Source organism: Mixta mediterraneensis (genome assembly GCF_030283135.1).
GTDB classification, from domain to species: Bacteria; Pseudomonadota; Gammaproteobacteria; order Enterobacterales; family Enterobacteriaceae; genus Pantoea; species Pantoea mediterraneensis.
On sequence record NZ_JASUAZ010000018.1, the window covers coordinates 36516 to 62184 of the forward strand.

The following is a 25669-nucleotide window of genomic DNA, read 5'->3' on the forward strand; positions in this document are numbered from 1 at the left end:
TATAAGCTTGTTGGAATCGCCGTCCGTGGGGCGTCAACGATCTTCCCGATACAAGCAAAGGCTCATCCCTGAAAATATCTGCCCGTCTCTGACGCGGACGCTATTGGTTTAACCCGCGATACGGCAAGAACCGGTCATTGGGTTGGCTGGCAGACAGATGAATTATTTTATTATCGTGTATTCCGCCGCCTGATTTAGGCGGCGGAATAGCCGTTATTTAATGCTCTGTGCCGCCAGACGCAGTTGAATATCCTGATCCAGATTATTAACCCAGCGATTGTAATTGCTGTGGATTTTTCCACCTTTGGCTTTCAGATTTTCACTGCTCAGGTACTGAATGCTGTAGCTCTGCGGGTTGTAGCTGACACGAATATTGGCGGTGTACCCACGCTGAGCCAGCCGACCATTGATAATGCCTGGCGCTACCGGCGTCATTATCCATTTACGACCAATACCGGCCTCAATGATGGCCGTTTTCATTTGATTGTCGGTGTAGCGTTGTGGCAGCGTTTGATGCACATTGTGAATCGGCGCGGTGCGTGCGCAACCGGTTAATAATGTGGCGGTAAGAGCCAGTACCAAAACTGATTTATTATTCATGGCTTTCTCTTTTATTCCCCTGTCATTTCAGGCTGTTAAAATCGCAACTCGCCTTGCGCAACTGTTAATAATAGTGCGCTTCTCCGTTCAGATTCTGTGAAACCGGCGCATAATAACACCTTTTGTAAAGACACGTCAGCTGAAATATGAAAAGGGAATGACGGATGGTGCGTGGTTAAAGGCCGGTATACAGCCTTATTTTTACGTTTAGGTCAGGTATCGACAGGCGTCTGATCCCTTGGTTCATAACAGAAAAAACTGGCTCGGCCGCAAATTCATCTTCTGTCTGTGCGGATCGATCTCGTTATCACTCGCCTCACCCCTGAGACGCGTCTGCGTTTCAGATCAGACTTTTCTTCCCATTACGCAGGAATAGCGTCTGTTATGGTTTTTTTGAATTGTTCTGCCAGCCGCCGCCCAGGGCGCGATAAAGATCGATTTGCGCCAGTAGCAGATTATTTTTCACCGTTACCAGGTTGAGCTGGGTACTGAATAGGGTGCGCTGTGCATCAAGTTCATCCAGATAGGAAGCATAACCGTTTTGATAACGATTGCTGGCAATGCGCAGCGCTTCAGCCACGTATTTTTCCTGTTTTTGCAATTCTTCCAGTTGCGCTTCACCCTGACGAATAGCGTCCATTGCATCATTCACTTCTGAAAATGCACTACGTACCACTTTTTCATAACTGTAAAGCGCCTGGTTGCGCGTTGCCATTGAGACGTCAACCTGTGCGGTGAGCGCCTCGCGATTAAGAAGCGGCGCCAGCACGCTGCCGCCAATGCTCCACAGGCGGAACGGATTCTCCACCAGCTGATGCAAGACCGAACTTTGCAGGGTTCCGGTCGCGGTTAAATTGAGGTTCGGCAGCAGGTTGGCTTTTGAAGAAGCCAGGCTGGCGTCAGCAGCCAGTAGCTGACGTTGTGCCTGCACAATATCGGGCCGTCGGTTAAGCAACTGTGAGGGCAGCAGGCTCGGCATTTGCTGCGGGGAGATCTGATTAAATTCAGGTCGACGCGCAATCTCACGCGGATTCATTCCCACCAGAATACTGAGCGCATTCTCCTGCTGAGCAATTTGATGCTGTAACTGTGGCATCTGGGCTTTTGCCGTCTGATATTCCGATGCCGCCTGCATCCATTCCAGCCGCGAGGTGTAACCCGTTTCATACTGACGTTGCGCCAGTTTCAGCGAGTTGCTACGCGTTTGCATCGTTGCCTCGGTGACGCGCAATTGCTGGTCCAGTGCGCACAGCGTGAGATAACCCGAGGCCACCGAGCTGGCAATCGTTAATTCCGCGGCGGAAGCCGCCGCACGTTGTGCATCCAGCGTGGCCTGCGACGCGGCAATGCTGCTGCTGCGTGCTCCCCACAAATCCACGTCGTAGTTGGCCTGCAATAATCCCTGGAATACGGCCGTTTCATACGGTTGACCGGTCACCGATGACATTACGCGTTCACGCGTTGCGGCTACACCCGCGCTAAGGGTCGGAAAGTTATCACCCTGGGCCGCACGCAGCTGGGCGCGATATTGATCGACGCGCGATCGGGCAATCAGAATATCGGGATTATTGCGCAACGCCTGCGCCACCAGCCGGTTAAGGTTGTCATCGCCAAAAGCGCGCCACCATTCGGCTTCAACGGCAGCCGAAGGGCCAACCTGATCGCGCCACGCTGGCGGGATCAGCAGCGAAGATGGCGCTTTTTCGACGTTGGTTGCACATCCCGTTAACGCCATCGCCAGCAGACTGACCAGCAAGCTGCGACGCATCATGGCGCCGCCTCGTCTTTGACTGGCGCGTCGGTATCGATGCTGACTTCCACTGACATGCCAGGGCGCAGCTCATGCATATCTTTCGAATCAATACGAATGCGTACCGGAATGCGTTGGGCGATTTTCACAAAGTTACCGGTCGCGTTGTCCGGCGAGATGGCGCTGAACTCTGATCCGGCGGCCGGAGAAATGTATTCGACGCGGCCATCAAAATGTTTACCGTCGAGCGCATCTACGCGAATACTGACAGGCAAGCCGGGCCGGATGCGTGCCAGCTGCGTCTCTTTCATATTGGCGATGATCCATTTATTGTTGGGCACCACCGAAGTAAGACGCGTTCCGGCAGTGACGTAGGTGCCTTTGCGTACCGATAACTGACCGAGCTGCCCCTCATCTGGCGCGATAATGCGCGTATTAGCCAGATCGATGTTGGCCAGTTCCAGCGCTGCTCTGGCACTGGCGACATCGCCTTCCAGCGAGGCGCGATTGACGATCACCGTTTGCAGGTTCTGCTGCGCGACCGCAATTTGCGCGTCGGCCTGACGCACCTGCGCCTGCGCCTGCGCATTGGCGGCGCGTGCGGCGTCACGCTCACGCACAGAAAGCGATCCGTCGGCAGTGAGGTTTTCGACACGTTTCAGGTCAAAGCCGCTTTTCAGCGCCTGCGCTTTGGCATTTTCCAGGGCAGCCTTGTTGCTTTGAATGGTAGCCTCAGCGCTGCGGCGCTGCTGTTGGTTATTGCTCAGCGCGGCCTGTTTCATCGCCAGCTGTGCCTGCGCCTGATGCACACGCTGACGATAAATGCGATCATCAATCGTCATCAGCAGCTGGCCTTTTTTCACTGGCTGCAGATCGATGACATTAACCGATGTCAGATAACCACTGACCTGCGGGCTGATAAATGTCACCTGTCCCCGTACGTAGGCGTTCTCAGTACTTTGCACCGAGCTGGTAAACGGCCAGAGTTGCCACGCATAGAGGATAACCAGCACCCCCAGCACGACAATACCGCCTCCGGCGGCAATAGAAAGAATGCGGCGACGGTTTGCACGATCGCGCTCTGCAGCCTGAAGTTCATCCTGCTGACTCATTGTTGCTCCGTTCGTTCTTGTAAGGCAGCGAGCTGCTGCTCACGCATATTATGTTTTGCCTGACGCCAGTCGAGATAACGACGGCGGGTTAAACGCCACAGCACCCACATCAAGGTCATTAAGGCCAGCGCTGCCGTTAATAAATAGGTGTCGTTATAAGCCAGCACGTTTGACTGCAGTGTTGCCACGCTCTGTAGCTGACTGCTGCTTTGCGCACTGCGCAATACGCTGTCGCCCACCAGACTGTTATAGAGCGCATTATATTGATTAAGACGTTCTGTGACATTCGGATCGAGCAGTGACAGTCTGTCAGCTAACAGGCTGGAGTGATATTTTTCGCGCCATACCTGGAAAGTCCCAAGAATTGCTGAACCAATCAGACCGCCAAGATTTTGACTCATGCCAAACAGCACCACAAAGCTAACCAGGTTTTTCGGCTGAGTCACCACGCTGCCAATACCGATTAACAACGCCGGAGCAAGGAAAAAGGCGCTGCCAAAACCCAGCAGGAACTGACTGAAGTACATATTGTTGCCACGCGTCAGCGGGCTGGATTGCGCATCCATCAGGGAGGCGATGCTCATCACCACCAGCGACGTCACGATTGGCCAGTTAAGTTGCGTTGGTTTGATTGTCAGCGCACTGGCGATAATGCCAACGATGACCCCAGCAATAATCGCCAGCGCCAGACCGCGCATCTGATCGTTAAGTAAGCCGAGTTGCTGAAGAAAACCGATGGCGCCCGTGTTTTGTTCGGCTAACACAATACGCATCATAATCATCACGATACCCAGCCGCACCATCGTGCCGCTACTGAGCCAGCGGGTGTTGATTAACGGATTGCGCCGGTTGTGTTCAATGACGATGGCGGTGACGATGAGCGTTAACGCAATGGCAGTGCAGACGCCCAGCCACGGTGTGGTAAACCACCATTCAATGCGACCCAGCGATAATACGCCGCACAGCAATGCCATGCCCGGCGCCAGCAGGATGAAGGTGACAAAATCCATTTTCTCGAAGGCTTTGATGCGATCGCCGGGCGGCAACTTCAACATCAGTACGCAGCCCAGCGCAATCATTGCCAGACCCAGTTCAAATAAGTAAAGCCCGCGCCATTCTTCCAGTTGCAGAAGTTCGCTGGAGAACAAACGCGCCAGTGGGATGGCCAGCTGCGACGCGGTCAGCCCGATCACCAGCGCTTTCAGGCGGTGTCTGGCAGGCCACGCCTGGATCTGGTAATAGATGCCCAGCGAGCTCAGCGCCGCGCCCACCATGCCATGAGCGGTGCGTACAATGATCGCTGAGTTGAGATCGTTGGCAAAAAGATGGAAGAACGCCACCAGCACATACAGTAACAAAAACGCTTCGGTGAACGTTCGCAGGCCAAACTGTTGGCGAAATTTCACCAGCAGCAGGTTAATGGAGATATTCCCCATCACATATACCGCCGGCAACCAGGCAATTTCGTTTGAATAAGCGGCAAAGGTGCCTTGCAGGTTGGTAAGATTGGCGGTAACCAGTGCGTTACTTAGCGCACCGGTAAGTGAAATCAATAAGCCAATCAGGCCGAAGGCGATACGTTTGGGTGTCGAATGCAGCGGCGTTGACGGCGACCCCGGCAGCATGGGTTTTTCATGCGGCAGCCATTCACGCGCGGTATAGGGGTTGCGCCGGGCCACGATTACATGGTTCCCAGACGTGTCAGCAATTGTTGTAATACACGTTCCGTCACCGCTAACGCTTGCGGATCAATGTCAGACAGCAGCGAGGCACGCAGCATATCGGCCTGCGCTTTGACTTCCGCAGAAGCCTGGTTTCCTTTTTCAGTCAACACCAAATGCCGCTTACGACGATCTTCAGATGGCTGTACGCGCGACAGTAATGCCTGTTTCACCAGTCGATCAACCAGCGGTACTATACTGGCATCTTCCAGGCCCAGTAATTGCGCCAGCTCAGTCTGTGTCAGAGGGTTAGGGTCGCTGGCAATGATGCCGATTGCCATCCAGCTGCTCATGCTTAAACCACTGTCTTTTAAATGACGATCAACAGCGATACGCCAGGCATGCGCGGTGAGATAAAGTAAACGGGTAAACGTTTGGTTATGCTGCGTCAAAAAATAGCACTCTAATGGTTAGGTATCTAATTAAATAATGGCGTTATTATACGCAAAGCTAAACGCTGATGAAAAGAACGTGTCCTGTTAAAAGTGAATGAATCACGACAGAATGTCCAGAGGCTGCCAATCTGGTGAGAGTAAGATGAAACAGACTACGCAAAACTGGCTTGATCTGCGCCATGACAAGCCGAGCGGAATAGAGAGCCTGCGTGCGCATTTTACCGGCCATGCTTATGATCCACACTGGCATGACAGCTATTTAATTGGCGTCACCGAGCAAGGCGTGCAGCAGTTTCACTCACGACGTCAGCAGCATCAAAGCCGGCCTGGCACGGTATTCATGTTAGAGCCAGAAGAACTGCATGATGGCGACGCCATTAATGCCCAGGGCTTTACTTATCGCATGCTGTATCTTTCGCCGCAGCAGGTTAAACAACGATTAGCGCCCCTGACTGAGTCTGGCGTACAGCAGCATGAACTCGGTTTCGCGGCCACCCTGCGCGATGATAAGCAATTAGCTTACGCGGTATGGCATGCCTTTGAAGCGCTGTGGCATGACCATCCTGAGATGATTAAAGACGCGGCGCTGGATCGCCTGTTTTTACAACTGGGTCAACATCCGCTGTGGCGTAATCGCAACGATATGATTGATAAGGATGTCTTGCTGGCGCAACGGGCTCGTGACTGGCTGATAGCACATCATACAGAAAACCCAGGATTGCAGACTATGGCGCAGGCGCTGAATATTGATCGCTTTCGTTTATCGCGTCTGTTTCAGACACACTGGGGTTTGCCGCCGCATGCCTGGCTGGTGCAATGGCGGCTCTGCCAGGCGCGACGCCAGCTTGCCGCAGGTTGTGCACCGGTTAATGTCGCGGCTGAACTCGGCTTTGCTGATCAAAGTCATTTGGGTCGCTGGTTCAAGCGCGCCTGCCATCTCACCCCTGCCCGCTATCAACTGGCTTGCACAAATCTTCCAGACTCTGATTAAGCAGAGGGTCATAATGCGCTTTTTGCGTCAGGAGAAAACTATGCAAGATCTTCGTTGTGCCATGATTTTGAATGCCAGCTTGCCGCCGGGTAAAGCCACTAATGCCGCCGCTGTCATTGCGTTAACGCTGGGTCAGCGTCATCCTGCGCTGGTGGGCGCAGCCTTAGAAGATGTCAATGCGCGTCATTATCCGGGTTTAATTCCCGTTGGCATTCCGGTATTAGCAGCCAGTATTGAACAGTTAAATCAACTGCAAATAAAATGCGAAGAGATGAAATGTGATGTGGTAGTATTCCCCGAGCAGGGTCAAACCACCACGGATTATTTGGCATTCAGCAATGCGATACGCCTGATGCCCAGCGTTGAATGGCGGCTACTGGGTTTGGCTGTTGTCGGTGAGAAAAAAACGCTACGTAAATTAACAGCCAAACTGAATTTATTCAGCTGATCGCGCTGCCCGTTGTCAACTGGTCGCCTTTCTTTGTCGTTCGATACAACATTCCCCCCTATATGCAGCTGCCCTGTACAGGTTTTAGGAGGGAATTTCCTCAATAACCTTCTGTTTAATAAAAAATAGCACAATTTAATCAAAATTCACCTTGTCGAAACAAGATCTCCTTGTATAACTTTATTCTCCGTGAGTCGATTACGACTCTGTAACGCATGATGCGTTTGCGTCACATCTGAAGGTGCCAAGGGATTTCCACCCTCAGAGGTTATTTTTAATGTTATAGCGGATTAATTAGGCTTCTTCGCGTCTGTCCATGCGAAGTTTTTTAACGTCAATATGTCCTGACAGCTGAAATATCATTCCGGGCTGTTTTGAAAGGCTGATCTATGCAAAATGTACAACCTCAAACCGATAAAGAAATTGCCGAGTATTTCAATATTGCTGCAAATAAACCCGCCAGCGATATGGAAATACTGGGTACTGTTATTGCGGAAATTCTGCGATCCGGTAGACCCATCAGTAATAAGACGATTATTTCGACGTTGATTCATCGCCTTGAGCTGGAATCGGATGTGGTTTCGCTCGACATTTATCGTCAGTTGCTTGAGCTGGTTGTACATAAAACACCCGACGATTTGTCCGTATGACACAGGCTCCCGACAGGGAGTCCATGTTGCTTTTGCTGGTATCTTCCCGCCCCGCCCGGTAACATTATCACTTCACGATTTAGCCGATCTTTCTCGCCTTTCGCGCGAGATTAAAAAATAAAAGAGCCTGCACAAATTTATGACTAATTCAAATGATGTCGCTACGTCACAACGCGTGGACAGCGATCTGAGTGTGGAGCGCGTATTGCATTCACCTGCGCTGCTCACCCGGGAGTGCCTGGCTGGTGTGATTACCGCACTGGCGCTGATCCCGGAAGTGATCTCCTTTTCCGTAATTGCTGGCGTTGATCCCAAAGTCAGTCTGGTGGCGTCTGTGGTGCTGTGTTTGACGTTATCGATTCTCGGCGGACGCCCGGCAATGGTTACCGCAGCGGCGGGTTCGGTGGCGCTGGTGATTGGTCCCATGGTGCACGCGCACGGCGTCGAATATATTTTGCCCGCCGTGGTGATGGGTGGCGTGATCCAGATTTTATTTGGTGTCGTTGGGCTGGCACGCATGATGCGTTATATCCCACGTTCGGTCATGCTGGGTTTTGTTAATGCGCTTGGGGTGCTTATTTTCTTTGCACAAGTGCCGCACGTCTGGGGTCAGGCATCGCTGGTGTGGATTTTATTTGCCGCGACTCTGGCAATCGTCCTGCTCCTGCCTCGCATACTGAAAAGCGTCCCCTCGCCCCTGGTCGCCATTGTAGTGGTGACCGCCGTTGCATTGTTGATGGACTATCGCGTACCGAACGTGGGGGATGAAGGCCCCATGAGCGCCGGTTTGCCAGGTTTTAACACTTTCCTGGTGCCACTGAATTTGCAAACGCTGCAAATTGTCTGGCCAACCGCGTTGAGTATCGCCTTCGTTGGCCTGATGGAATCATTGCTGACCGCAAAACTGGTGGATGACATCACCGATACGCCATCCAGCAAACGTCGCGAATCCTGGGGATTAGGCGTGGCCAATATTTTTGCGGGCTTCTACGGTGGCATTGCCGGTTGTGCAATGATTGGGCAAACCATCGTTAACGTTGAGTTGGGCAAAGCGCGTAGTCGCGTGTCAACGGTAGCGGCTGGTTTAGTTTTATTGCTGCTGGTAACGGGGCTGAGCCAGATCATGGCGCAAATTCCGATGGTAGTGCTGGCGGGTATTATGATGGTGGTGGCAGTGAAAACGGTTAACTGGCACAGCCTGCAACCCGCAACGCTGAAGCGTATGCCCTGGCCAGAAACGCTGGTCATGGTATTGACGGTGCTGGTGACTGTCTGGACCGGTAATCTGGCGCTGGGCGTGGTGGTAGCCATCATGCTGTTTGCCCGACGTATCGCCCATGTGATCCATGCCGAACGTCAGCTCAGTGAGGATGGTGAGTCGGTGCGCTATCAGGTGCGCGGCCCGCTGTTCTTTGCCAGTAGCAACGATCTGTTTGAACATTTCGATTATGCCCATGATCCTAAGAAAGTGATCATTGATTTGACTCATGCGCAGATTTGGGATGCCTCAAGTGTCGCGGCGTTAGACGGAATTGAATATCGCTATCAGCGTTATGGCGCACAGGTGACAATTGAAGGGCTGGATGTACGGAGCACTGATTTCCACCGTCGCCTGACCGGAAATCTTGGCTAACGTTTCAGACCTGCTGCTGTCCGGCAGCAGGTCTGAATTAAGCTTGTTGTCTGCGAGCCTTATAACGCGCGATCATCGTCACCAAAGCCTGATAAATCAAACCAGCATACAAACTCATCACAACAGCCAGGCCAATTTCTTTACCCTGTGCCTGCCATGACATAAACCACATGAACACGCCCCACAGCAGTGAAAATAGCAACCAGCCTCGGACAAATTTCAAAATGCCATTCATAACGACTCCTTTAAGATGAGGCGCTACCATACCTTTCGCTCAGTAAAAACACATGATTATTGATGCAAAGTTGAGAGACATCTCAAATTATCTTGCCAGGAGTTTCACTGCGGCGTGCTTTCCAGTGATTGCTGTGTTTTTGACACGCTTTTCTATACTTAACCGTTAAATCACGTAACAGGAAAAATTGCATGAAGCCTATCGTTCTCTTTTTTGCCGCAATCGGTATTGCCGCCACCCTGTCCGCCTGCGCACCGCGCCATCACGGTCACGATGCCCCGCCTCCATCCGGGCAACAGCCTACCGGCGCACCTGGCGGCAGCGGCCCGGTTGGTCAGCCGCAGTCGTGATACGCTGTTTGTCGTCTGGGCTGCACAGTAAAAGATCAGCGCAGTCGATGGCGCTTAGGCTGGCTTTTCTGCTGATATTGTTCGTTAAAATTTGCTAGTGACGGCCCGTGCATCCGCACGTTGCCATCTCTCCTGGCGTTTCCTTTCTTCGATGCGCATGTCTGATTTGTAGCTCACCCTGGCGCCATGCCCCCTCTTCTGCAACGCGATTATCCAGCAGTCTGTTTAGCGCTTCTGAAACCAGTAAGTCACAGCGCTGCGCCCAGCTGGTTAAGTGCCAGGTTGATGAACGAGCTTCATCCACATCACCAAAACCCACTACACCGATATGCGTGGCCTGACCAAAATCCCGAATGGCCTGTATCGCGCCAAACGCCAGCAAATCATTTTCACAAAACAAGGCTTCGATACGTTCTGCTGCCCGGCTTTTTTTCAGGTAAGCCAGCATTGATTGATAAGCCCGCTCCCGGCTATGCCCGTCGGCTATCAGCCTCTGATTCAATGATTTATCCGCAGCGTCTAAGCTGGCGATATACCCCTTCATACGCTGCTGAAGAGTTGAGGAAGCGTCCTGGCTTTGCATATAACCGAAGCGCTGGTAGCCCTGTGACAGCAGTAAACGACCCAATGCTGCTCCAGCTGCATAATCATCTGCGCTGAGACCTGGGGCGGTAGTAGCGGGACAAAGATGAATGAACGGAAAGGGATAATTTGCAACGGCTGTGCTAATGGATGGCTCATCAACCTGGTTCGATAAGAAAACCAAACCATCGACCGGCAACTGCCCAGCCTTTCGCAGCATCATCGGATAATGATCCTGACTGTTGATATTTAATAACAGCGTTAAGTAACCGCGTGCATTCAGTTGTCGGGTTAACTCATCCAGCATTTTTGAAGTGTGCGGGTGAGTTAAACCCTCGCAGACCACGCCAATAACATGGGTTTTAGCTGATCTTAGCTGCATCTCTTTTATCGTGTTGTTCATCATCAATACTCGGTTTCGCGTCAGCCGGGAGGTGTGCTGAAAGAGTAAATGAAGAACAAAGATTTCAAAAGGAAATGAAAGGGAATATTCATTACAAATTAGTGATGCGAGTAACATTTATGATGATGCTGAGCATACCCGAACGGGCATAACAGCATGGACAATCATTGAGGACAACTGGCGGGAAAGACGATCATTTTTAAAGTGAATGCCCCACCCGGCGCTTATCTCCGGCACTCTAATGGCTTAGCTCTTGAAGGGGCGTAGGAATAATCTCAAAAAAGCGCGACGTCGTTTTAACAATAATTGCCATGCTAATTATTTACATAACATCTATAACCCTGTGCCGCAGTCACGCTGAATGTACAGCCTGACGACAGCAGGGCTGCGGTATTATTTCAGGTAAAAGCAAAATCGGTTATGTTTAAAACGCGTTGAGATAAAAAAGTCACCAGCCTGTGGGGTGAGGCTGAAATAAAAAGATCCCGCAAAAGAGAACGGTAATTTTTTCAATGGATCAGTAATGTTTGCGGTATCCGTGGCGATACAGTCTAAACTGTATAGGCGTGAAGCATATTTCTGAGATTAATGAAAAAGGATTCCTTCTATGAAAAAAATCGCTTTTGCTACCTCTCTGCTTATTTCCGCTTTCTCATTCAGTGCGCTTGCCGCTGATCAGGTGTCTAAAGAAGAAGTTGAACATTTTAAACTGGTCAAAATCGGTAATGTCAATGTTTCACAAAGTGGAGGAAGCATATCTTCTCCAAGTGATCTGCACAAAGAGCTCTCAAAGTTAGCCGATGAGAAAGGCGGTAAGTACTACCATATTATTGCCGCTCGTCAGCACGGCCCTAATTTTGATGCCGTCGCCACTGTCTACAATGACGCTAACAAATGATCGCTGATTAAAAACTACTGAACCACGCCGCAGTGCGTGGTTTTTTATTTCCGGGAACGTTAATTCAAGTCTGCCGATGACGTTGGGCCGCACTATGCCGCAAGTAGTCAGTTAATATTCGCAATGGTGAGCATTGTCATGCCGCTCCCTCTTTTTTGTTGTGTTTTTATTGCCTGAACGCGCACGTTGCAGGCAGATTTGCTAGCACGCTCTTAGCATAACGCGTTCTGTCGGCTGATCTCCCCCCAGCGAAGGTACATATCGCAGGACATGATGAAATCGTTATGCCATTTCCACCAGGCATGAAGCGTGTAATAAGCCAGACAAGGCAAATAACAGAACAGGAAATAGACCTCAAACCACACCTTCCATCCCGTTAGTGTGGCGATAAGCCCAGTCAATGCCGACCAGACAAACTCAATGCCGCAAAGTATCACCAGCCTTAGCCAGAGTGGCCTTTCGTATAGCGAACGCCACGGTATAGCCGATGAAAAGAAGAGATCGATTTCATTCAGGAACAGATGGCCAAGGAAGATATACCGCTTCGTAAAACGTAAAAACAGGAGATTAATCGCCAGTACCACCGTACAGAGTACCTGCATGGTGATGATGGATTTGAGTGTAAGGTAGCGTCCGTAGAGATCAAACTGTTCGCTGTTACGCAGGGGAGTGATTGTCATCAGATTCATCACAACACACATAACCACAGCAAGGGCTAAATAATGAGAAAGCCGCTTATATTTCGCTTTGTTCCTTGCCGATGCTATCACCTGCTTTATGTAGACAGGGCGCAGTAGCGCGAACATGATCCAGATAAGTAACGGTGCCACAATCATCAACACCATCAACGTTATGTCTGGCGGTATAAAGAAAAACAGCGCCCAGGTTAAGCCGCTAAAAACCAGAGCGGCGAACGTAAGAGCGATAAAGGGTGCAGAGATAAACGCATCCACCTTCTGATTTTCTTTGCCCAGGAAGTAAGTCAAATCTATATTTTTGACGACGCATTTATAGGCCCAATACGCCTTGAGGTCCGCAATAAATGAATACAGCACCAGCGCTAAGATGCCGCTCACGCACCAGGTATCCTCACTGGAAAACGAAAAGCCGCTATTTTTCCAGTATAAACCCAGCAGAATAAGCGTCATGATATAGATAAAAAGCAGGTTCCTTTTATCCTGAAAGCGAATAAATGTTAAATAATCAGGGATCATATCTCTACCATTACATTTCTACTGCTTTTCTGCAGTGCAGGACAGGGGCAGAAGCTACCCCAGGAAAGTCATTCAGCATTTGCCCAAGATAAGATTTGTTGCTCATCTCAACAAACAGCGGGCGCGTGGTATGGTTTAAGAAGTACGACAGAGTATCGGTCCATTTCACCGTGTGCGTCAGATGCAGAGACAGGTTTTCTTTTATCTTTTCGGGAATGTACTCAACCTGCGCCGTTACGTTCATTAACACCTCATGTTCGGGCGCGACGACAGGTTGCCTGGCAAGGAAATCGCGCATTGGCTGAACGCCCTCCTCCATTAAACGCGTATGCCAGGCACCGCTGACACCAGGTTTAATCGGGCTGTATCCTTCATCCAGCAGAACGCTGGCGAAATCGCTCAACGCGGATTGCGTACCACCAATAACCTGCTGGAGGGGCGTGTTATCACAGCTGATATCCAAGGCGATACCCGAACGGGTAATAATGTCGCGGAGTGTCGGGAAAGCTGCGCCTTTCAGCACCAGCATCGATCCTTTATGGATTTTGCTTACCGCATCCATGGTGCTGGCGCGAAAATGAATCGTATGAAATAGCGACTCCAGGGAGATAGCCCCGGCGGAATACAGCGCGCTGTATTCCCCAACGCTATGGCCGCAGGAGCCAATGATGGGTATATTCGTAAAGCGCTCCCGCCACAGGCTGAACAGCGTCACGTTGATGGCCGTCACTGCCAGCTGCTGCACCGTGGTCTGAACCAGCTTATTCATCGGCCCCTTGAGGCAGAGTCGACGCAGATCCATGCCGGAAATATCGCTGGCACAATCCCAGACCTGTTTTGCCGTTGCATTTACGCCCCATAGATCGCTTCCCATCCCAATAACCGGATTTCCCTGTCCGGAAAAAAGCAGCACCACGGGGTGCGAGGTATTTTTAAGCGTCACAGTAATTTCCTTATAAATAATATTTTAAACCAACATAAATTCCGACGGCATCGCCAAAGAACGCAAACTCAGAACTTGCACTACCCTGTGCCGTGTAGACCCCGCTGAAGGCTTCCAGTTTGTCGTTAATAGCGGTCAGCGGCGTGCTGAAGTGAAGACCCGCCATTGAACTCTTGTCCACCAGGTTGAAGATTACGTACGGCTGTAGCGTTGCCTGATTTGCCAACCGCAGGCTGGACCAGGCGCTGAGATAATGTTTTCCCTGCAGCATGCCTTTGTTGCCGGTATTGCTGATTTCAGACGACATGAGATATTTATACGCGCCGAATGCCTTATCCAGCGGACCAGAGCCCGTATTGGTGTTCAGAAAGCTCAACAGCTCGCGTTGTTTTTGCCACTGGGAACGCGAATACCCTTCGCTCTGGAAATAGTATTCCAGAGCAAAAATGTTGAAGGTGTCAGAGGTATATTGCCCCCCTACGGCTAGCTCAACGCCCTTTTTATCTTCTGCGCTGTACAGCGATGACGGGAACTGATAACGCTCGACTTCCGCTTGTTTCTGTTCGGAAAAATGGCGCCAGCGCTGCTCAGCGTGATACGCCACTTCAGCGTTAAATGTCAGCTGAGGGGTGTAGCTGAAGCTGTCGGAGAGCGCCACCGAATGTGAGTTCCCCAGCAAAACGCGGACTTCGGGCGTATGATCGCTAAACTGATGCGAGGTGTAACGCACCAGCCAGGCTTCACTGCTGTTCCCGCGCTGATTAGCCGACCAGTTGCCGGAAGAGAGATAGTGTTTATCTATCGTCGCCAGTTTTGGCACGACGGTCAGCGATAATGCATGCTCCCGGTTAACCGCAGACAGGGTTGCCGCCCAGGAGGAGGACGAATACACCGATCTCAGCTGTGGTTCATAAAGCCGCGTAGGCTTGAATCCTCCGTAGTAATGGCTAATGAGATCGGATGGCGAATGCAGGGAAAAGAGTCCCGGCTTCGTGTTGAGCTTCCCCACCTCTAGCTGTATACGGTCTGACAGCGAATAAACCAGCCTGAGCTGTTCGATAATCCCGCGAGAACGGCGGTCATCCTCTTCGAATGTGCCGAGCGGCCGAAGGGCATACCAGGTCAGTCCGTAGAGCGAAAAGTCGAGGTTCAGCACATTGTCGATAAGCGAGCAGTTGCTGGCGATGTTGACGCCTGCATCGTTAAACAGATTGTTTCGGGTATAGGGGTTTTTGCCATCAATCTGCCACAGCGAGCTCTGCTTATTCGCGTATGACACCTGCTCAAATAGCGTCACCGTGGTGTTTTGTGCAATCTCAGCCCCGGAGAGACAGTCAGCCCACAGGCTCAGCGGAGAGGCGGACAATACCAGCGTTAATCCCAACAGCGCGAGTTTCATTTCATCCCTCGCTGAATAGACTCTCGGGTAAAATAAGATTCAGGTAAGGATTCCAGGCGGACATCGCTGTACTCCATAACAGAATAATTCTTACCGTGACGAGTATCCTGCACCACGATTTTCGTCGGGCGCATCTTCCCCAGCACCATTCGAAAATCATGGTAAGACACCTCTTTGAACAGCTGATTATCCAGCGAGTAATAGGCTGCTTTGTACGGCCTGTTATCGCCCGCTTTCTCAACGTAGTAGATGACTTTTGGCCAGGTCACCTCTTCAGACTTGCGTTCTAATTCCAGCGAGTAGCAAACCTTCTCGCCGCACGGCACTTCACCTTGCAGCGTAGCGCGATAGGCATATTCAAAGTTGGTAACAATGACGTCGCCGTTGGAAATCTGACCCACGAGCCGCTGCTGTGGCGAAACCGGAATGGGGCGGCGCAGTTCGGGCGTATAGAACCACAGCGCATACCAGTCGGAGAGCAGCATTTTTCCCCTGTCTCGTGGCGGATAAATAAAACGCACCAGTGAACGGGCATCGGCCTTTGTTTCTCCTTCAGGCTTCAAAAAGCGCATGGAAATATCCAGAACCTGTTTATTAGCGGGCTGGGTTGCTCCCGCTTTATATTCACTGATGGTGAGGGTGTAGCGAAAAGGTTTATTTGGAGAACGAATCTCATCGGCACGCCGAATAATCTCCATCGCCTTTTCATCCACAGGATCTGAATAAGCCCACGACGAATAGAGCCATAAACCTAAAAATAGCTTTGCAATAACAATGCGCTTCATACCGTTTCCTTACGAGAATTTAAAAGCATCCGAAATATTAAGCCGTGAAGCGCGCAACGCGGGCAGAACGGAGGCACCCGCTGCCGTTAATATCGGGAGAACCAGGGTTATCCAGTTGAGCGCTATGCTGTCAGTTTTGATAAAGGCCGTATAGCCCAGGGATTGCCCTGGCGACGGGGGCATCGCAATGCCGTAAAGGTTAATAACGGATGCAACAGCATAACCGACCGCCAGGCTTCCTGCGGCCCCAATAATGCCGACGAAAATCCCCTCTAATAAAAAAAGCCGTGTAACATGAAGTGGCTTTAAGCCAATGGCCCTGAGCGTGGTAATTTCTCTTGTGCGTTCAATAACGTTCATCGTCATGGAGTTGCTGATCATAAAAATAACAATCAGGCTGACGATGAGCTTAATAAAGAAATAAATCCCGGTCAGTAGTCCTTCGACCTGCTGATAAAACAGCGAGACCTCTTTCCAGTCTTTTACGATGAGCGGCAGGTGGTGCTTCGCAATAAACTGGCGCAACCTGTCGCTGAAGGCGGCGGTATCCTCCTCTTTCAGCAGGATCAGGATTTTGCTTACGCTGTCGGTGCCCATGATACGTTGCGCGGTAATCAGCGGAATTTTCATTGCCACGTCATCGTAATCTTTGATACCGGATTCAAATACGCCGCGCAGCTGCATAGATAATGCGCCCTGTCCGCCCTGAGTGTTGACCACCAGCACGTCAAGCCAGTCTCCGTAATGAGCATTCAGCGTTTTCGCCAGCCCGCTGCCCAGCGTAATTTCATTGATTTTTACCCGTGACAGATCGCTGCCGGTAATTAACTTATCAAAGGATCCCAGTTTTAATGCCGGCAATGGCTCAACGCCCAGCGCAGAGAAATAACCAGAGGTTTCACTCTCATATTGCGAAATAACGCCGGTGAATTCCAGTTGCCCGGAAAGGGTCGAGATACTCCTGGCCAGCTCTGGCTCGTTAAGGATCGCTTTTTTCAACGAGCGGTAGTCATTAATCAGGCTTTTGTTTTTATTCGACGTTTCAAAATAATTCTGGTTATAGATCTGAACATGCCCAATGTTGGTTCGAATGGTCTGCTCTTTCAAAATCCAGAAGGAGTAATCGATAAATCCGCCATACAGGAAAATCGATATTCCACCCAGCATGATAGCGGCGATGGTTGAAAATGATCGGCGCTTATGACGGAAGAGATTCAGGAATGCAAACTTCACATCTTGTGAGCGAAATATTACGCACCAGAGGACAAAAAGCAGAATTAATACGATACCCACATGGGTTAATACCATTTGCCCGGACATTTATTTCCCTTTCACCAGCGGTAACAAGACCTGATTCACTTCATTCATATCCCACTCCGGCGCGCTGCCAGACAGCAGCGCCACGGCGGCCCCGGCGTTTTGCTTTTTAATGTGCGCCAGCAGCGCTTCCGCCTGCTGCTGCTGTTTACAGCTCAGCAGCGCGCGATAACGCATGCCGTTGATGTGATCCACCAGCCCGGCGTTGAAGGCCGACGTGTTACTCAGCATCAGCGCCGTATCCTTTAGCGTGACCACGCAACGCCCACTATCGGCCGCCAGCCAGGCATCAACCCGTGCGCGCAGATAGCGCACCCGCAGGTTGTCTTCATGCAGGTCAACCGCTTCATCCAGATAGAAAAAGCCCGTTTTGGCGTATTCAGATGCCCGAATAAAATCATTGGTCGTCATAAAACCATCGGCCTGGCGCAGCATGCCGTATGCGTAAAACACCAGCGAGAGCGGGTTATCGTTCGCTTTGTACTCGGTAAACAGTGCCTGGGTCATCTCCGCCAGCGCGCCAGGCTGAGTCGGAAACCCGTTCTGTATAATGCGTTCAGCAACGGGTGCGGCAGAAGCCCTGACATTACCGGCCCAGGCCAGACATAGCAGGCACCCGCAGAGCACCAGGAAATTACGATTGCGAATCATGAACTAACTCTCCGTCCTTAATTTCAACCACACGCCGCGCGCGCGCTTTAAGCTGGCTGGAGTGGGTGGAAATAATAAAAGTGGTGCGGGTCTCCTGATTAATTTTCAGCAACAGATCCAGAATGGCTTCCCCGGTCACCAGATCGAGATTTCCGGTGGGTTCATCGGCGATCACCACCTGCGGGTCGTGCGCCAGCGCCCTGGCTATGGCTACCCGCTGCTGCTGACCGCCGGAAAGTTGCCCTGGTTTGCGATCCACAAAGGCAGCCAGCCCTACGCTGTCGATAAAGTGCAGCGCCCGCGCTTTCGCCTCGTTTTTGCTCGTGTGTCCGTTCAGCACCAGAGGGAAATAAACGTTATCAAATACATTCAGCACCGGAATTAAATTAAAGAACTGGAAAATAAAACCCAGATGCTTACCGCGGATCGCTGAAAGTTGTTCTTCGCTAAGGTTATTCAGTAATTTATTCAAAAACAGCACCGTACCGCCTGTAGGCTTATCAATCCCTGACAGGATATTTAACAGCGTACTTTTGCCGCTGCCGGATGGCCCGCACAGCGCCAGGAATTCACCTTTGGCTATTTCCATACTGACATTTTTCAGCGCATCGACTTTGCCGTCACCTGTACCATAGCGCTTATAAATATTGCTTAACGCTATTACAGGGAGCTCTTTTATTATTCCGTTCATGGAGTTATCGTTATTCCTTTCGATATTCAATGTCGAAATAGCTATAGCCAGATAAATTGTCAGGAACGACCGTTCTTATTTTTCCTGCAACATGAGGATGTTGATGAATCCAGGCAAAGCTCAACGCGGGTGTCAGACAGCCGCTGGCACCGTAGGTATCCACCAGATAAAGGGTATTTTGCTGAGGAACCGCTGAACGCTGCAGCAGTTCTTTTCGCAAACCAGCAAAAGCGATGTATTCAGCAACTGCGGGGTTTTTAATGTGATCCGCCCTAATATATTGCCCACCACTCACTCTTACTGCGCTTTCCTGCTGACTAAAAATAAAGCAGCCTGCACGTTCGACCGTTAAATTCACACTATCAGCCCGGCCTCTGCGCTTTTCACCCCGCTTCAGGGAAAGATCCTCATCAGAAAATACGAGTATCGGAATGGCACGGTACGCTGCACATATCACGACATAATCAAAAACATCCCAGCTCAGGTAATCCTTCGCCAGAAAGATTGCCTGGGTGAAAGCCTGCTTCTCGCCCCGGATTTTGCAGGTCGGCGCGTTAATGGCGAATTTCTTTACCAGATTCTTTGGCAGGGTATCTATCATCGAAATGTGTAGTGCGCTGGAGATATTCTCAAATGGCCCCGATTCGCCCCATGAATCCACGTAAATAAATGCCGTACGAAGCTTTAATAACTTCATTCGCTCTTTGGTGGCTAGCCCCTGCAGCGCTTCATCAGCCGCCCGTTCCATTGCCTCAAGGTATTTTTGATACTGAGGATTACGGATCATTTCTCCGGCATAGCGTTCCGGCTGCGTACCAAAGCGCTTCAGTCCCCAGCCATTCACATGCGAAGATTTAAGTGCCTTATTATATAAATGCGACTCCCAGGCATTCAGCCAGCCTGGCTGATAAAAATAAAACTTATCGTCTGGCTCAATAATCGAAAATGAGGATAAATACATGTCACTCTCCATGATCGCTCACCGGCCTGGATTCACATCAGTCATCACGGCGCCAATAACAGAACCATCAACCCCAATGCCTGTTTTCAGGAGATGACGTTTATTGTGTCCGGTTACGCCGCGATTAACTAAAACATGCTGCGCAACGACATCAATAATTTCGTCATTCCCAACGGGGGAAATAAGTTCGCGATGAGATAAAGCGTGATGGCCGATAATTAAATCAATAATGCCCGAGCCGGTTGCGGTATAACCCATTTGTCCTTTATAGGCGAGGACCGGGATCGTATTGTCTTCGGCAAATACCGCTATCGCTTTGGCTTCCGCTTTATCACTGACGGATGAGCCGTTGCCGTGCGGAATGATCGCGCACAGTTGTTCTGTACTGACGTCCGCTTTTTTCATCGCCGACTGCATTACTTGCAGGATATTGGTGCTGAGCCATGAACTGTCGTTACTTCTGCCAGCGCTGATTTGCGCGTAGGCGGTTTGCAGACGTACCCCTCCCGTTATCTGCCGGGCGCGCCGGTGGCGGGCGCTCTCCAGCAGAAGCGTGCTATAGCCTTCGGCAAACAGAACACCTTTACTGTTCTCCCCAAACGGCTGAACAAGATCGGTGTCCAGCATCGACTGCGTGTTCAGGAACCAGATGTCCTGCGTTTTAATTTTGGAACAATTGATCACCAGCACTATATCGGCACCATTATGCTCAATGGCCTGGCACCCTAAATGTATTGCCGTCAGCGATGAATTACTGGTGCAATTCATATTCGGCGGCAGATACTGCAAGCGATATTTACGGGCAATATGGCTTGCCAGACGATCCTGCGACATATTGTCAACGTGCAGCTGTATTAACGAGGTTGAAAGCTGAATATCTTCAATATCATTCTTGTTATAAAAACTTTTAAACGCCATGCCATCGACCCGAGGACCGACACCGGTCAAATAAACCCGTACGTTGCCCCCGGCCAGCCGTTGCACATCCAGCTCGGCCTGTTCAAGTGCGTCTTCTGTCAGGCGATAAAGCAGATCTAATGCGCTATCATCCGTATAATCAAGCGAGGCAATATGCTTATTACCTTTAAACCCGCACTTTATTGCCTCGGCCTCAGACGTAAACCAGGGCGTTCTTTCAACGCGCTTTCCCAGCTTCAGATTTTGAATTAACTGAAAACTGTCTTTGGCAAAAGGCAAACAGGAACTGAACCCTGAAATAATAGCGGCATTATCCACAATATTATCCTTTAATCACAAACGCGTAATAGTTCCCGCCTTCCGTCGCGCCCACGAGTAATACGTGCCTGAGCGCAAGGCTCCGGGGTTCACGAACAAAGTTAATTCGCTCATCAAAGAACTCGACGGTATGCGGTATTGCGGGAACAGCCTGCTTCTTAATGCAGTCAATAATGACGATCAGATTCAGCAAACCAGCAGCGGATGCGACAAAACCAAAGCAGGCGTTATAGTTCACCACCGGCACATCAGGTTTCACCGCCGCAAAGATTTCGCAAATGGCCTCGATTTCAATGCGGGAGCTATCGATGCTGCCGTTGCTGGTGCCGCACACCAGGTCAACCGCCTGCGCCGTAATACCAGCATCAGCCAGCGCACGGGCAATAGCCAACGCCATTGATGACGACTTTTCATCCTGCTTCGATGCATCAAAATAGCTGTTGCTGCAGGACTTACCGTAACCTGCGACTTCGGCCAGTACCTCAACACCACGCTCTTTCGCCCGCTGCGGATCTTCCAGCAGCAGCATGCAGGCGCCTTCACCCGGAACATACCCTTTCGGATCTTTGCCGTAAATCTGGTACTCACGGGCCTCGGATGTCATATGAAGTTTCTGTGTTACCGCATTCATATACAGCGACATCGACGGGAAATACTCATCCACGCCTCCCACAAGCACCTGCAACTGTAGATTCTGGCGGATAATTTCATAACCATAAGTTAATGCGCCCAGCGCCGCATTCTCACCGGTCGCAAGCGTGGTGGTGTAGCCCTTGATCCCTTCGGAAATACCGCAGAAGGTCGGGATCGAGTTCATCAGCGAGCCCGGAAACTCAGACGTTCTGACCTTACGTGGGTCAGGCTTGAGGCTTTGCAAATATTTGTAGGTGGTTTCCTGCGGCCCGCTGGCCATCCCCATCACCATGCCCAGCGCGTCGCCATCGCGCTTAATTTTGCGCTTCGCCTGTCCGAGCGCTTCTGACAGCGCAATCAGGGCAAAGGTGCCGCCGCGGGTTGCTTTACGCGGGTCAAAGCGGCGTAAATGTTTACGGGGCTCCAGTCCTGTCACCTGGAACGTTTTGAAATGTTCGTTATCTTCCGGCAGCGTGGCGGTCGTCAGGCGGTACTCGTCGCCAAACAGCGCTTCAAACTGATGGGTATTTTCCAGAACCGCTTGCAGCGCTTTCGCTTCTGCAAGCGTGTCATCAGGAAAGGTTACCCCACCCAGTTCAACGGTGTGATTACGCTTCCATACGCCGTCGAGGATCTCATTAATCGTGTGTCCAATGGCAGAAACTGCACCGGTACCGGAAATCGCTACCCGCTTCTGGTCAAAATGAGTGACCGGAATAGAACAAGGCTCCATGCTCACGATCATGCTGCAGTTATTACCGCCGAACGCATAGTTGTTCTTCATAAAGACATTGATTTTCTGGTCGCGAAATGCATTTGGCACATAGTCCAGACCGCAGTTCGGGCGGGCGTTCGTAAAGTTCAGCGTTGGCAAAACGCGGTTATCCGGTAGCGTCACAAGGCAGGCGATCAGCTCAACAATACCCGCTGCGCCGATGTTATGACCAAAGTAGGATTTAGTGGAACTCACCAGCGGCATCTCGTAACCAGCAAAGACTTTTTCCATCGCCAGCGTTTCGATGCGGTCATTCGCTTCAGTTCCAGTGCCGTGCGCATTGACGTAATCAATCTGATCGGGCGTGATACCGGCATTTTCCATCGCCTTGAGCATCACCTGCACGGCGCCGCTGGCACGCGGATCGGGCCCGGTTTCATGGAATGCATCGCAGGAAGTGGCATAGGAGAGGATCTCGCCGTAAATGGTTGCGCCGCGCGCAACGGCATGCTCGTAGTCCTCAAGCACAAGCGCACCCGCTCCTTCACCAATAGACATGCCGGGGTTGCCTGAGAATGGCGTGCAGGCATCAGGATGCATGACGTTAAGCGCATAAAAACCGGCGAAAGTCGGCAGATAAATCGGCTCCGTCCCGACCGCCAGCATCGTTTTGCTTTTGCCATTCTGGATATAGTCGAAGGCCATTCCCACCGCATTCGGGCTAGCAGTGCAGGCGGTGGCAACCAGCTCTACCCCGCCCTGTAGACCGAGTAAGGTCGATACGCTGGAACAGCAGGAGGAAAAGCCGCCGGAAAAAAGCGCTTTACGCAGGGAGAAGTCTTCTATGCGTTGCTCAAAGAGCGGTAAAAACGCCTCGGTACCGGCAGAAGAAACGCCAACAATCAGGCCGGTCTCCTGGAGATGCGGTTTATTATCTACCAGGCCGGCCTGGCTCAGCGCATCTTTGCCCACTTTATATGCCCAGAGCGCGGCATTATCGAGCGAGGCAATAACCTCATCCGAAAGCGCTGAATAATCGATATCATGCAGCACTTCAGCAGCCCTGGCATTTTCAAACCATGTTGAAAAACGTTCGCTGTTGGTAACGCCATGTTTCTTATTTAATAAGGCGTCTTTAAAATCCTGAAGGTTTTCGGCCAGAGAGGATAAAATACCCATCCCGGTAATAACAACGCGCTTCCTGTTTGTCTTCATAAATACATCGACCTCCTTGTACAGGCAATAAATAGCCAGGAAGAATACCCGGCGGCATTATTCTGTTTATTTCTGCTCGCTGTTTCTGATGTTGAATTAATTACAATGCGCTTTTCGCTTTTGACGCATCAACAAAGCTGTGCTCAGTCGGGTTAACCATCATGCTCAGGTTATAGATAAACGGCATACTTTTGGTTTTCGCGGCCACCGTTCCAGTGCGGGTTTGAATGTCAAAGCCGCAGATGTCTGACCAGGCGTAGTCGCTTTCCAGCAAAGTCAGGGCAATAAAGCATTGCAGAGCAGGCGAGAAAATGGCCTTAACCACGCGGCCTACCGCCTGGCCGCTGACCAGAACGCTATCGCCCGGTTCAATAGCTGAGCACGGCCCTTCGGCTATCATGCCAATCATCTTGCGCGCGCCTTCGCCATGCGACTGCGCATGTACCGCCTCTTTGCCGACAAAACCTTCTTTGTCATACTGAACGGCCCACTGCATCTGCAGCTCAACAGGATTCAGGGCGTAATCGGCCCACAGGCTTTCGTCCCATCCAGGGTTTTCAATACGCACCATTTTCTGATAGTCCAGACCGCCGGTCTGCAACATGTATTTGCCACCCTGCTGCTGTAGCTGCTGCCACTGCTCAAGCAGCTTCTCCCGATGGCCCATAACCATGTAGGCAAATTCCCCGTGTTTACCGCAGCGGAATACCATCAGTTCATCATCGGTATTCATATACTCGTAATACGGCAGGCCGACAATATCGAAGCCATGAATTTCCGACATCAGTTCCCATGCGTAGGGGCCTTCAAGCAGGATCGCGCCCCAGCTTTCTTCGCGCATATCTTTGATTTCAGGGTTTTCCTGAATATCGAGTTCGTCTGTCTTTTCCAGAAGTGTATTGAGGTTCGCCACCAGTTCAGCGGCAGGTATGTTCTCAGACATAACGTAATAACCTTCTGAAGAACAAAGGACGTAAACATCCCCGCGAATCGTGCCATCTTCATTAAGCACCAGAGAATAGATCCCCTGTTCGTCACGAATAATGGAGACGTCTGCAGAGACCAGATAATTCACCAGTGCCCACGCATCGTCACCCACCACGCTCACAATTGACATATGCGAATAATCAACGAGCAACACATTTTCACGCACGGCCTTATATTCAACCATTGGGTCATGGTAGGCAGAGGGCACTGAATAGTGGTTATAAACACCCATTACTGCGCCCTGTTTCAAATGTAAATCATGGAGAGACGTCATAAAGCCATCCTGTTAGTCATAAAATTTAATTACGCGTTTTGCTTCTGGATAATAAATGTGGCGAGGCTATTGATACTTCTCATATAAGAAGGATCATCGCCTTCACCGACTTTTAAGCCGAATACTTTATCCAGCATCACGACTATTTCCGTGGCATCGACGGAATCCAGTTTTAAACCATTGCCGAACAGCGCTGTATCATCATCAATCTGCAACTCATCACGTTGAATATTCAGACGCTGAATAATCTCGCTTTTAATAGTAAGCAGCACAGCTTTGCGCTGTTCAATATCTTTATTCATAGCTAACATTTTTACTCTCGCAGGGGTTATTTGGTTTCGCGAAAATTAATAATTGTTCCGTGGCTAATCAGCCGCTTCCCGACATTTGCCGTTACGGAATAATGCTTAAAGCCGTGGGCATCAGAAAACGCTAATTTGCTGGTGACTTCAATCGAGTCGCCAGGATAAGCGATATCTTTGAATTTAAGATTCTGAGCGGCCAGCACACCACGTACCTGAGCTCGGCGCGTACGGATAATCTCCAGCATTTCATCGGTCTTAATGCGGGTATAAATATCGCGCAGCGATTTTATTTCTTCATTAAATCTGGTCTGGTAGATGTCACAAATATCTGTCAGAAATGAGAAATATTCGCTGGCCTGACCAAAAATTTCGGAAATAATCACGCCAGGCATAATCGGATCGTCCGGGAAATGCCCCAGTAAATAAGGTTCGTTATAAGTGATATGTTTCGTCACCTTCACAAATCCGCTCTCACCGTATTTAAAATCGTCAATTCTGTCGACCATCAGCAGAGGCTGACGCCAGCCCCCCATTTCCAGAAAAATCTTTGAAGGGATAATATATTTAGACATACA

General features: G+C 50.6%; 26 protein-coding genes. 6 read left to right on the top strand and 20 right to left on the bottom strand.

Annotation, left to right across the window (positions count from 1 at the left end; genetic code table 11):
• Window positions 1-213: 213 nt before the first annotated feature.
• The 5 genes from QRY16_RS12480 to QRY16_RS12500 all read right to left on the bottom strand — a co-directional run bounded on the left by QRY16_RS12480 (window position 214) and on the right by QRY16_RS12500 (window position 5575).
• A complete protein-coding gene (locus QRY16_RS12480) occupies window positions 214-600 on the bottom strand; it encodes a hypothetical protein (RefSeq protein ID WP_193405511.1) in 387 nt (128 codons plus the stop codon).
• Window positions 601-982: 382 nt separating this feature from the next.
• Window positions 983-2368, bottom strand: a complete 1386-nt coding sequence (locus QRY16_RS12485) for an efflux transporter outer membrane subunit (RefSeq protein ID WP_289776834.1) — start codon at window positions 2366-2368, stop codon at window positions 983-985.
• Window positions 2368-3462: an HlyD family secretion protein gene (locus tag QRY16_RS12490; RefSeq protein WP_289776807.1), complete on the bottom strand. Its 1095-nt coding sequence runs from the start codon at window positions 3460-3462 to the stop codon at window positions 2368-2370. Before QRY16_RS12490 ends, QRY16_RS12485 begins: the two co-directional genes overlap by 1 nt.
• The gene (locus tag QRY16_RS12495; RefSeq protein ID WP_289776808.1) at window positions 3459-5141 is read right to left on the bottom strand and encodes an MFS transporter; all 1683 of its coding nucleotides are present in this window, start codon (window positions 5139-5141) and stop codon (window positions 3459-3461) included. The genes QRY16_RS12490 and QRY16_RS12495 overlap by 4 nt, the downstream gene beginning before the upstream one ends.
• A 2-nt stretch (window positions 5142-5143) precedes the next feature.
• A complete protein-coding gene (locus QRY16_RS12500; RefSeq protein ID WP_289776809.1) occupies window positions 5144-5575 on the bottom strand; it encodes a MarR family winged helix-turn-helix transcriptional regulator in 432 nt (143 codons plus the stop codon).
• A gap of 145 nt (window positions 5576-5720) precedes the next feature.
• Between QRY16_RS12500 and QRY16_RS12505 the strand changes: the two genes are divergently transcribed.
• The 4 genes from QRY16_RS12505 to QRY16_RS12520 all read left to right on the top strand — a co-directional run bounded on the left by QRY16_RS12505 (window position 5721) and on the right by QRY16_RS12520 (window position 9300).
• Window positions 5721-6569, top strand: coding sequence for an AraC family transcriptional regulator (locus QRY16_RS12505; RefSeq protein ID WP_289776810.1), 849 nt, complete (start codon window positions 5721-5723; stop codon window positions 6567-6569).
• Between the two features lie 40 nt (window positions 6570-6609).
• Window positions 6610-7017: a DUF2000 domain-containing protein gene (locus QRY16_RS12510; protein ID WP_289776811.1), complete on the top strand. Its 408-nt coding sequence runs from the start codon at window positions 6610-6612 to the stop codon at window positions 7015-7017.
• A 389-nt stretch (window positions 7018-7406) separates the two neighbouring features.
• Window positions 7407-7667, top strand: coding sequence for a biofilm/acid-resistance regulator YmgB/AriR (locus QRY16_RS12515; RefSeq protein WP_193403183.1), 261 nt, complete (start codon window positions 7407-7409; stop codon window positions 7665-7667).
• 139 nt (window positions 7668-7806) lie between these two features.
• Entirely contained in the window at window positions 7807-9300 is a 1494-nt protein-coding gene (locus QRY16_RS12520) for a SulP family inorganic anion transporter (RefSeq protein ID WP_289776812.1), read from the top strand.
• Window positions 9301-9337: 37 nt separating this feature from the next.
• On the opposite strand, the gene QRY16_RS12525 is transcribed toward QRY16_RS12520, so the two are convergent.
• A complete protein-coding gene (locus QRY16_RS12525) occupies window positions 9338-9565 on the bottom strand; it encodes a DUF6404 family protein (protein WP_289776813.1) in 228 nt (75 codons plus the stop codon).
• A 161-nt stretch (window positions 9566-9726) separates the two neighbouring features.
• Here QRY16_RS12525 and QRY16_RS12530 point away from each other — a divergent pair, with 161 nt between their 5' ends.
• Window positions 9727-9885, top strand: coding sequence for a hypothetical protein (locus tag QRY16_RS12530; protein WP_289776814.1), 159 nt, complete (start codon window positions 9727-9729; stop codon window positions 9883-9885).
• 94 nt (window positions 9886-9979) lie between these two features.
• Here QRY16_RS12530 and QRY16_RS12535 read toward each other — a convergent pair whose 3' ends face one another.
• Window positions 9980-10873 (bottom strand): substrate-binding domain-containing protein, encoded by an 894-nt coding sequence (locus tag QRY16_RS12535; protein WP_289776815.1) that lies wholly within the window; start codon window positions 10871-10873, stop codon window positions 9980-9982.
• Between the two features lie 604 nt (window positions 10874-11477).
• Between QRY16_RS12535 and QRY16_RS12540 the strand changes: the two genes are divergently transcribed.
• Window positions 11478-11768, top strand: coding sequence for a YdgH/BhsA/McbA family protein (locus QRY16_RS12540; protein WP_289776816.1), 291 nt, complete (start codon window positions 11478-11480; stop codon window positions 11766-11768).
• Window positions 11769-11980: 212 nt separating this feature from the next.
• Here the strand turns inward: QRY16_RS12540 and QRY16_RS12545 are convergent, their stop codons facing one another.
• From QRY16_RS12545 to QRY16_RS12605, 13 genes are all read right to left on the bottom strand, one after another.
• Entirely contained in the window at window positions 11981-12982 is a 1002-nt protein-coding gene (locus QRY16_RS12545) for a YcdU family protein (protein ID WP_289776817.1), read from the bottom strand.
• A 10-nt stretch (window positions 12983-12992) separates the two neighbouring features.
• Entirely contained in the window at window positions 12993-13925 is a 933-nt protein-coding gene (locus QRY16_RS12550) for an ACP S-malonyltransferase (protein ID WP_289776818.1), read from the bottom strand.
• A gap of 10 nt (window positions 13926-13935) precedes the next feature.
• Window positions 13936-15324 (bottom strand): hypothetical protein, encoded by a 1389-nt coding sequence (locus QRY16_RS12555; protein ID WP_289776819.1) that lies wholly within the window; start codon window positions 15322-15324, stop codon window positions 13936-13938.
• Window positions 15321-16109 (bottom strand): outer membrane lipoprotein-sorting protein, encoded by a 789-nt coding sequence (locus QRY16_RS12560; RefSeq protein WP_289776820.1) that lies wholly within the window; start codon window positions 16107-16109, stop codon window positions 15321-15323. Before QRY16_RS12560 ends, QRY16_RS12555 begins: the two co-directional genes overlap by 4 nt.
• A 9-nt stretch (window positions 16110-16118) precedes the next feature.
• The gene (locus QRY16_RS12565; RefSeq protein ID WP_289776821.1) at window positions 16119-17429 is read right to left on the bottom strand and encodes an ABC transporter permease; all 1311 of its coding nucleotides are present in this window, start codon (window positions 17427-17429) and stop codon (window positions 16119-16121) included.
• Window positions 17430-18077 (bottom strand): hypothetical protein, encoded by a 648-nt coding sequence (locus tag QRY16_RS12570; RefSeq protein WP_289776822.1) that lies wholly within the window; start codon window positions 18075-18077, stop codon window positions 17430-17432.
• Window positions 18061-18768, bottom strand: coding sequence for an ABC transporter ATP-binding protein (locus tag QRY16_RS12575; RefSeq protein WP_289776823.1), 708 nt, complete (start codon window positions 18766-18768; stop codon window positions 18061-18063). The genes QRY16_RS12570 and QRY16_RS12575 overlap by 17 nt, the downstream gene beginning before the upstream one ends.
• 10 nt (window positions 18769-18778) lie before the next feature.
• Complete coding sequence (locus tag QRY16_RS12580; RefSeq protein WP_289776824.1) at window positions 18779-19729, bottom strand: ATP-binding protein; 951 nt, start codon at window positions 19727-19729, stop codon at window positions 18779-18781.
• A gap of 18 nt (window positions 19730-19747) precedes the next feature.
• The gene (locus tag QRY16_RS12585) at window positions 19748-20965 is read right to left on the bottom strand and encodes a beta-ketoacyl synthase (RefSeq protein ID WP_289776825.1); all 1218 of its coding nucleotides are present in this window, start codon (window positions 20963-20965) and stop codon (window positions 19748-19750) included.
• 4 nt (window positions 20966-20969) lie between these two features.
• Window positions 20970-23528 carry a beta-ketoacyl-[acyl-carrier-protein] synthase family protein gene (locus QRY16_RS12590; RefSeq protein ID WP_289776826.1) on the bottom strand — a complete coding sequence of 853 codons (2559 nt, stop codon included), beginning with the start codon at window positions 23526-23528 and terminating at the stop codon, window positions 20970-20972.
• 100 nt (window positions 23529-23628) lie between these two features.
• Window positions 23629-24789 (bottom strand): aminomethyl transferase family protein, encoded by a 1161-nt coding sequence (locus QRY16_RS12595; RefSeq protein WP_289776827.1) that lies wholly within the window; start codon window positions 24787-24789, stop codon window positions 23629-23631.
• 29 nt (window positions 24790-24818) lie between these two features.
• A complete protein-coding gene (locus tag QRY16_RS12600) occupies window positions 24819-25100 on the bottom strand; it encodes an acyl carrier protein (RefSeq protein ID WP_289776828.1) in 282 nt (93 codons plus the stop codon).
• A gap of 17 nt (window positions 25101-25117) precedes the next feature.
• The gene (locus tag QRY16_RS12605; RefSeq protein ID WP_193403206.1) at window positions 25118-25666 is read right to left on the bottom strand and encodes an ApeI family dehydratase; all 549 of its coding nucleotides are present in this window, start codon (window positions 25664-25666) and stop codon (window positions 25118-25120) included.
• Window positions 25667-25669: the final 3 nt, after the last annotated feature.

Excerpts from the sequence above, each read along its gene's own strand:
- QRY16_RS12480 (WP_193405511.1), bottom strand. The coding sequence starts at position 600 with ATGAATAATAAATCAGTTTTGGTACTGGCTCTTACCGCCACATTATTA.
- QRY16_RS12485 (WP_289776834.1), bottom strand. The coding sequence starts at position 2,368 with ATGCGTCGCAGCTTGCTGGTCAGTCTGCTGGCGATGGCGTTAACGGGA.
- QRY16_RS12490 (WP_289776807.1), bottom strand. The coding sequence starts at position 3,462 with ATGAGTCAGCAGGATGAACTTCAGGCTGCAGAGCGCGATCGTGCAAAC.
- QRY16_RS12505 (WP_289776810.1), top strand. The coding sequence starts at position 5,721 with ATGAAACAGACTACGCAAAACTGGCTTGATCTGCGCCATGACAAGCCG.
- QRY16_RS12510 (WP_289776811.1), top strand. The coding sequence starts at position 6,610 with ATGCAAGATCTTCGTTGTGCCATGATTTTGAATGCCAGCTTGCCGCCG.
- QRY16_RS12515 (WP_193403183.1), top strand. The coding sequence starts at position 7,407 with ATGCAAAATGTACAACCTCAAACCGATAAAGAAATTGCCGAGTATTTC.
- QRY16_RS12520 (WP_289776812.1), top strand. The coding sequence starts at position 7,807 with ATGACTAATTCAAATGATGTCGCTACGTCACAACGCGTGGACAGCGAT.
- QRY16_RS12525 (WP_289776813.1), bottom strand. The coding sequence starts at position 9,565 with ATGGTAGCGCCTCATCTTAAAGGAGTCGTTATGAATGGCATTTTGAAA.
- QRY16_RS12530 (WP_289776814.1), top strand. The coding sequence starts at position 9,727 with ATGAAGCCTATCGTTCTCTTTTTTGCCGCAATCGGTATTGCCGCCACC.
- QRY16_RS12535 (WP_289776815.1), bottom strand. The coding sequence starts at position 10,873 with ATGATGAACAACACGATAAAAGAGATGCAGCTAAGATCAGCTAAAACC.
- QRY16_RS12540 (WP_289776816.1), top strand. The coding sequence starts at position 11,478 with ATGAAAAAAATCGCTTTTGCTACCTCTCTGCTTATTTCCGCTTTCTCA.
- QRY16_RS12545 (WP_289776817.1), bottom strand. The coding sequence starts at position 12,982 with ATGATCCCTGATTATTTAACATTTATTCGCTTTCAGGATAAAAGGAAC.
- QRY16_RS12555 (WP_289776819.1), bottom strand. The coding sequence starts at position 15,324 with ATGAAACTCGCGCTGTTGGGATTAACGCTGGTATTGTCCGCCTCTCCG.
- QRY16_RS12560 (WP_289776820.1), bottom strand. The coding sequence starts at position 16,109 with ATGAAGCGCATTGTTATTGCAAAGCTATTTTTAGGTTTATGGCTCTAT.
- QRY16_RS12565 (WP_289776821.1), bottom strand. The coding sequence starts at position 17,429 with ATGTCCGGGCAAATGGTATTAACCCATGTGGGTATCGTATTAATTCTG.
- QRY16_RS12570 (WP_289776822.1), bottom strand. The coding sequence starts at position 18,077 with ATGATTCGCAATCGTAATTTCCTGGTGCTCTGCGGGTGCCTGCTATGT.
- QRY16_RS12575 (WP_289776823.1), bottom strand. The coding sequence starts at position 18,768 with ATGAACGGAATAATAAAAGAGCTCCCTGTAATAGCGTTAAGCAATATT.
- QRY16_RS12580 (WP_289776824.1), bottom strand. The coding sequence starts at position 19,729 with ATGTATTTATCCTCATTTTCGATTATTGAGCCAGACGATAAGTTTTAT.
- QRY16_RS12590 (WP_289776826.1), bottom strand. The coding sequence starts at position 23,528 with ATGAAGACAAACAGGAAGCGCGTTGTTATTACCGGGATGGGTATTTTA.
- QRY16_RS12595 (WP_289776827.1), bottom strand. The coding sequence starts at position 24,789 with ATGACGTCTCTCCATGATTTACATTTGAAACAGGGCGCAGTAATGGGT.
- QRY16_RS12600 (WP_289776828.1), bottom strand. The coding sequence starts at position 25,100 with ATGTTAGCTATGAATAAAGATATTGAACAGCGCAAAGCTGTGCTGCTT.
- QRY16_RS12605 (WP_193403206.1), bottom strand. The coding sequence starts at position 25,666 with ATGTCTAAATATATTATCCCTTCAAAGATTTTTCTGGAAATGGGGGGC.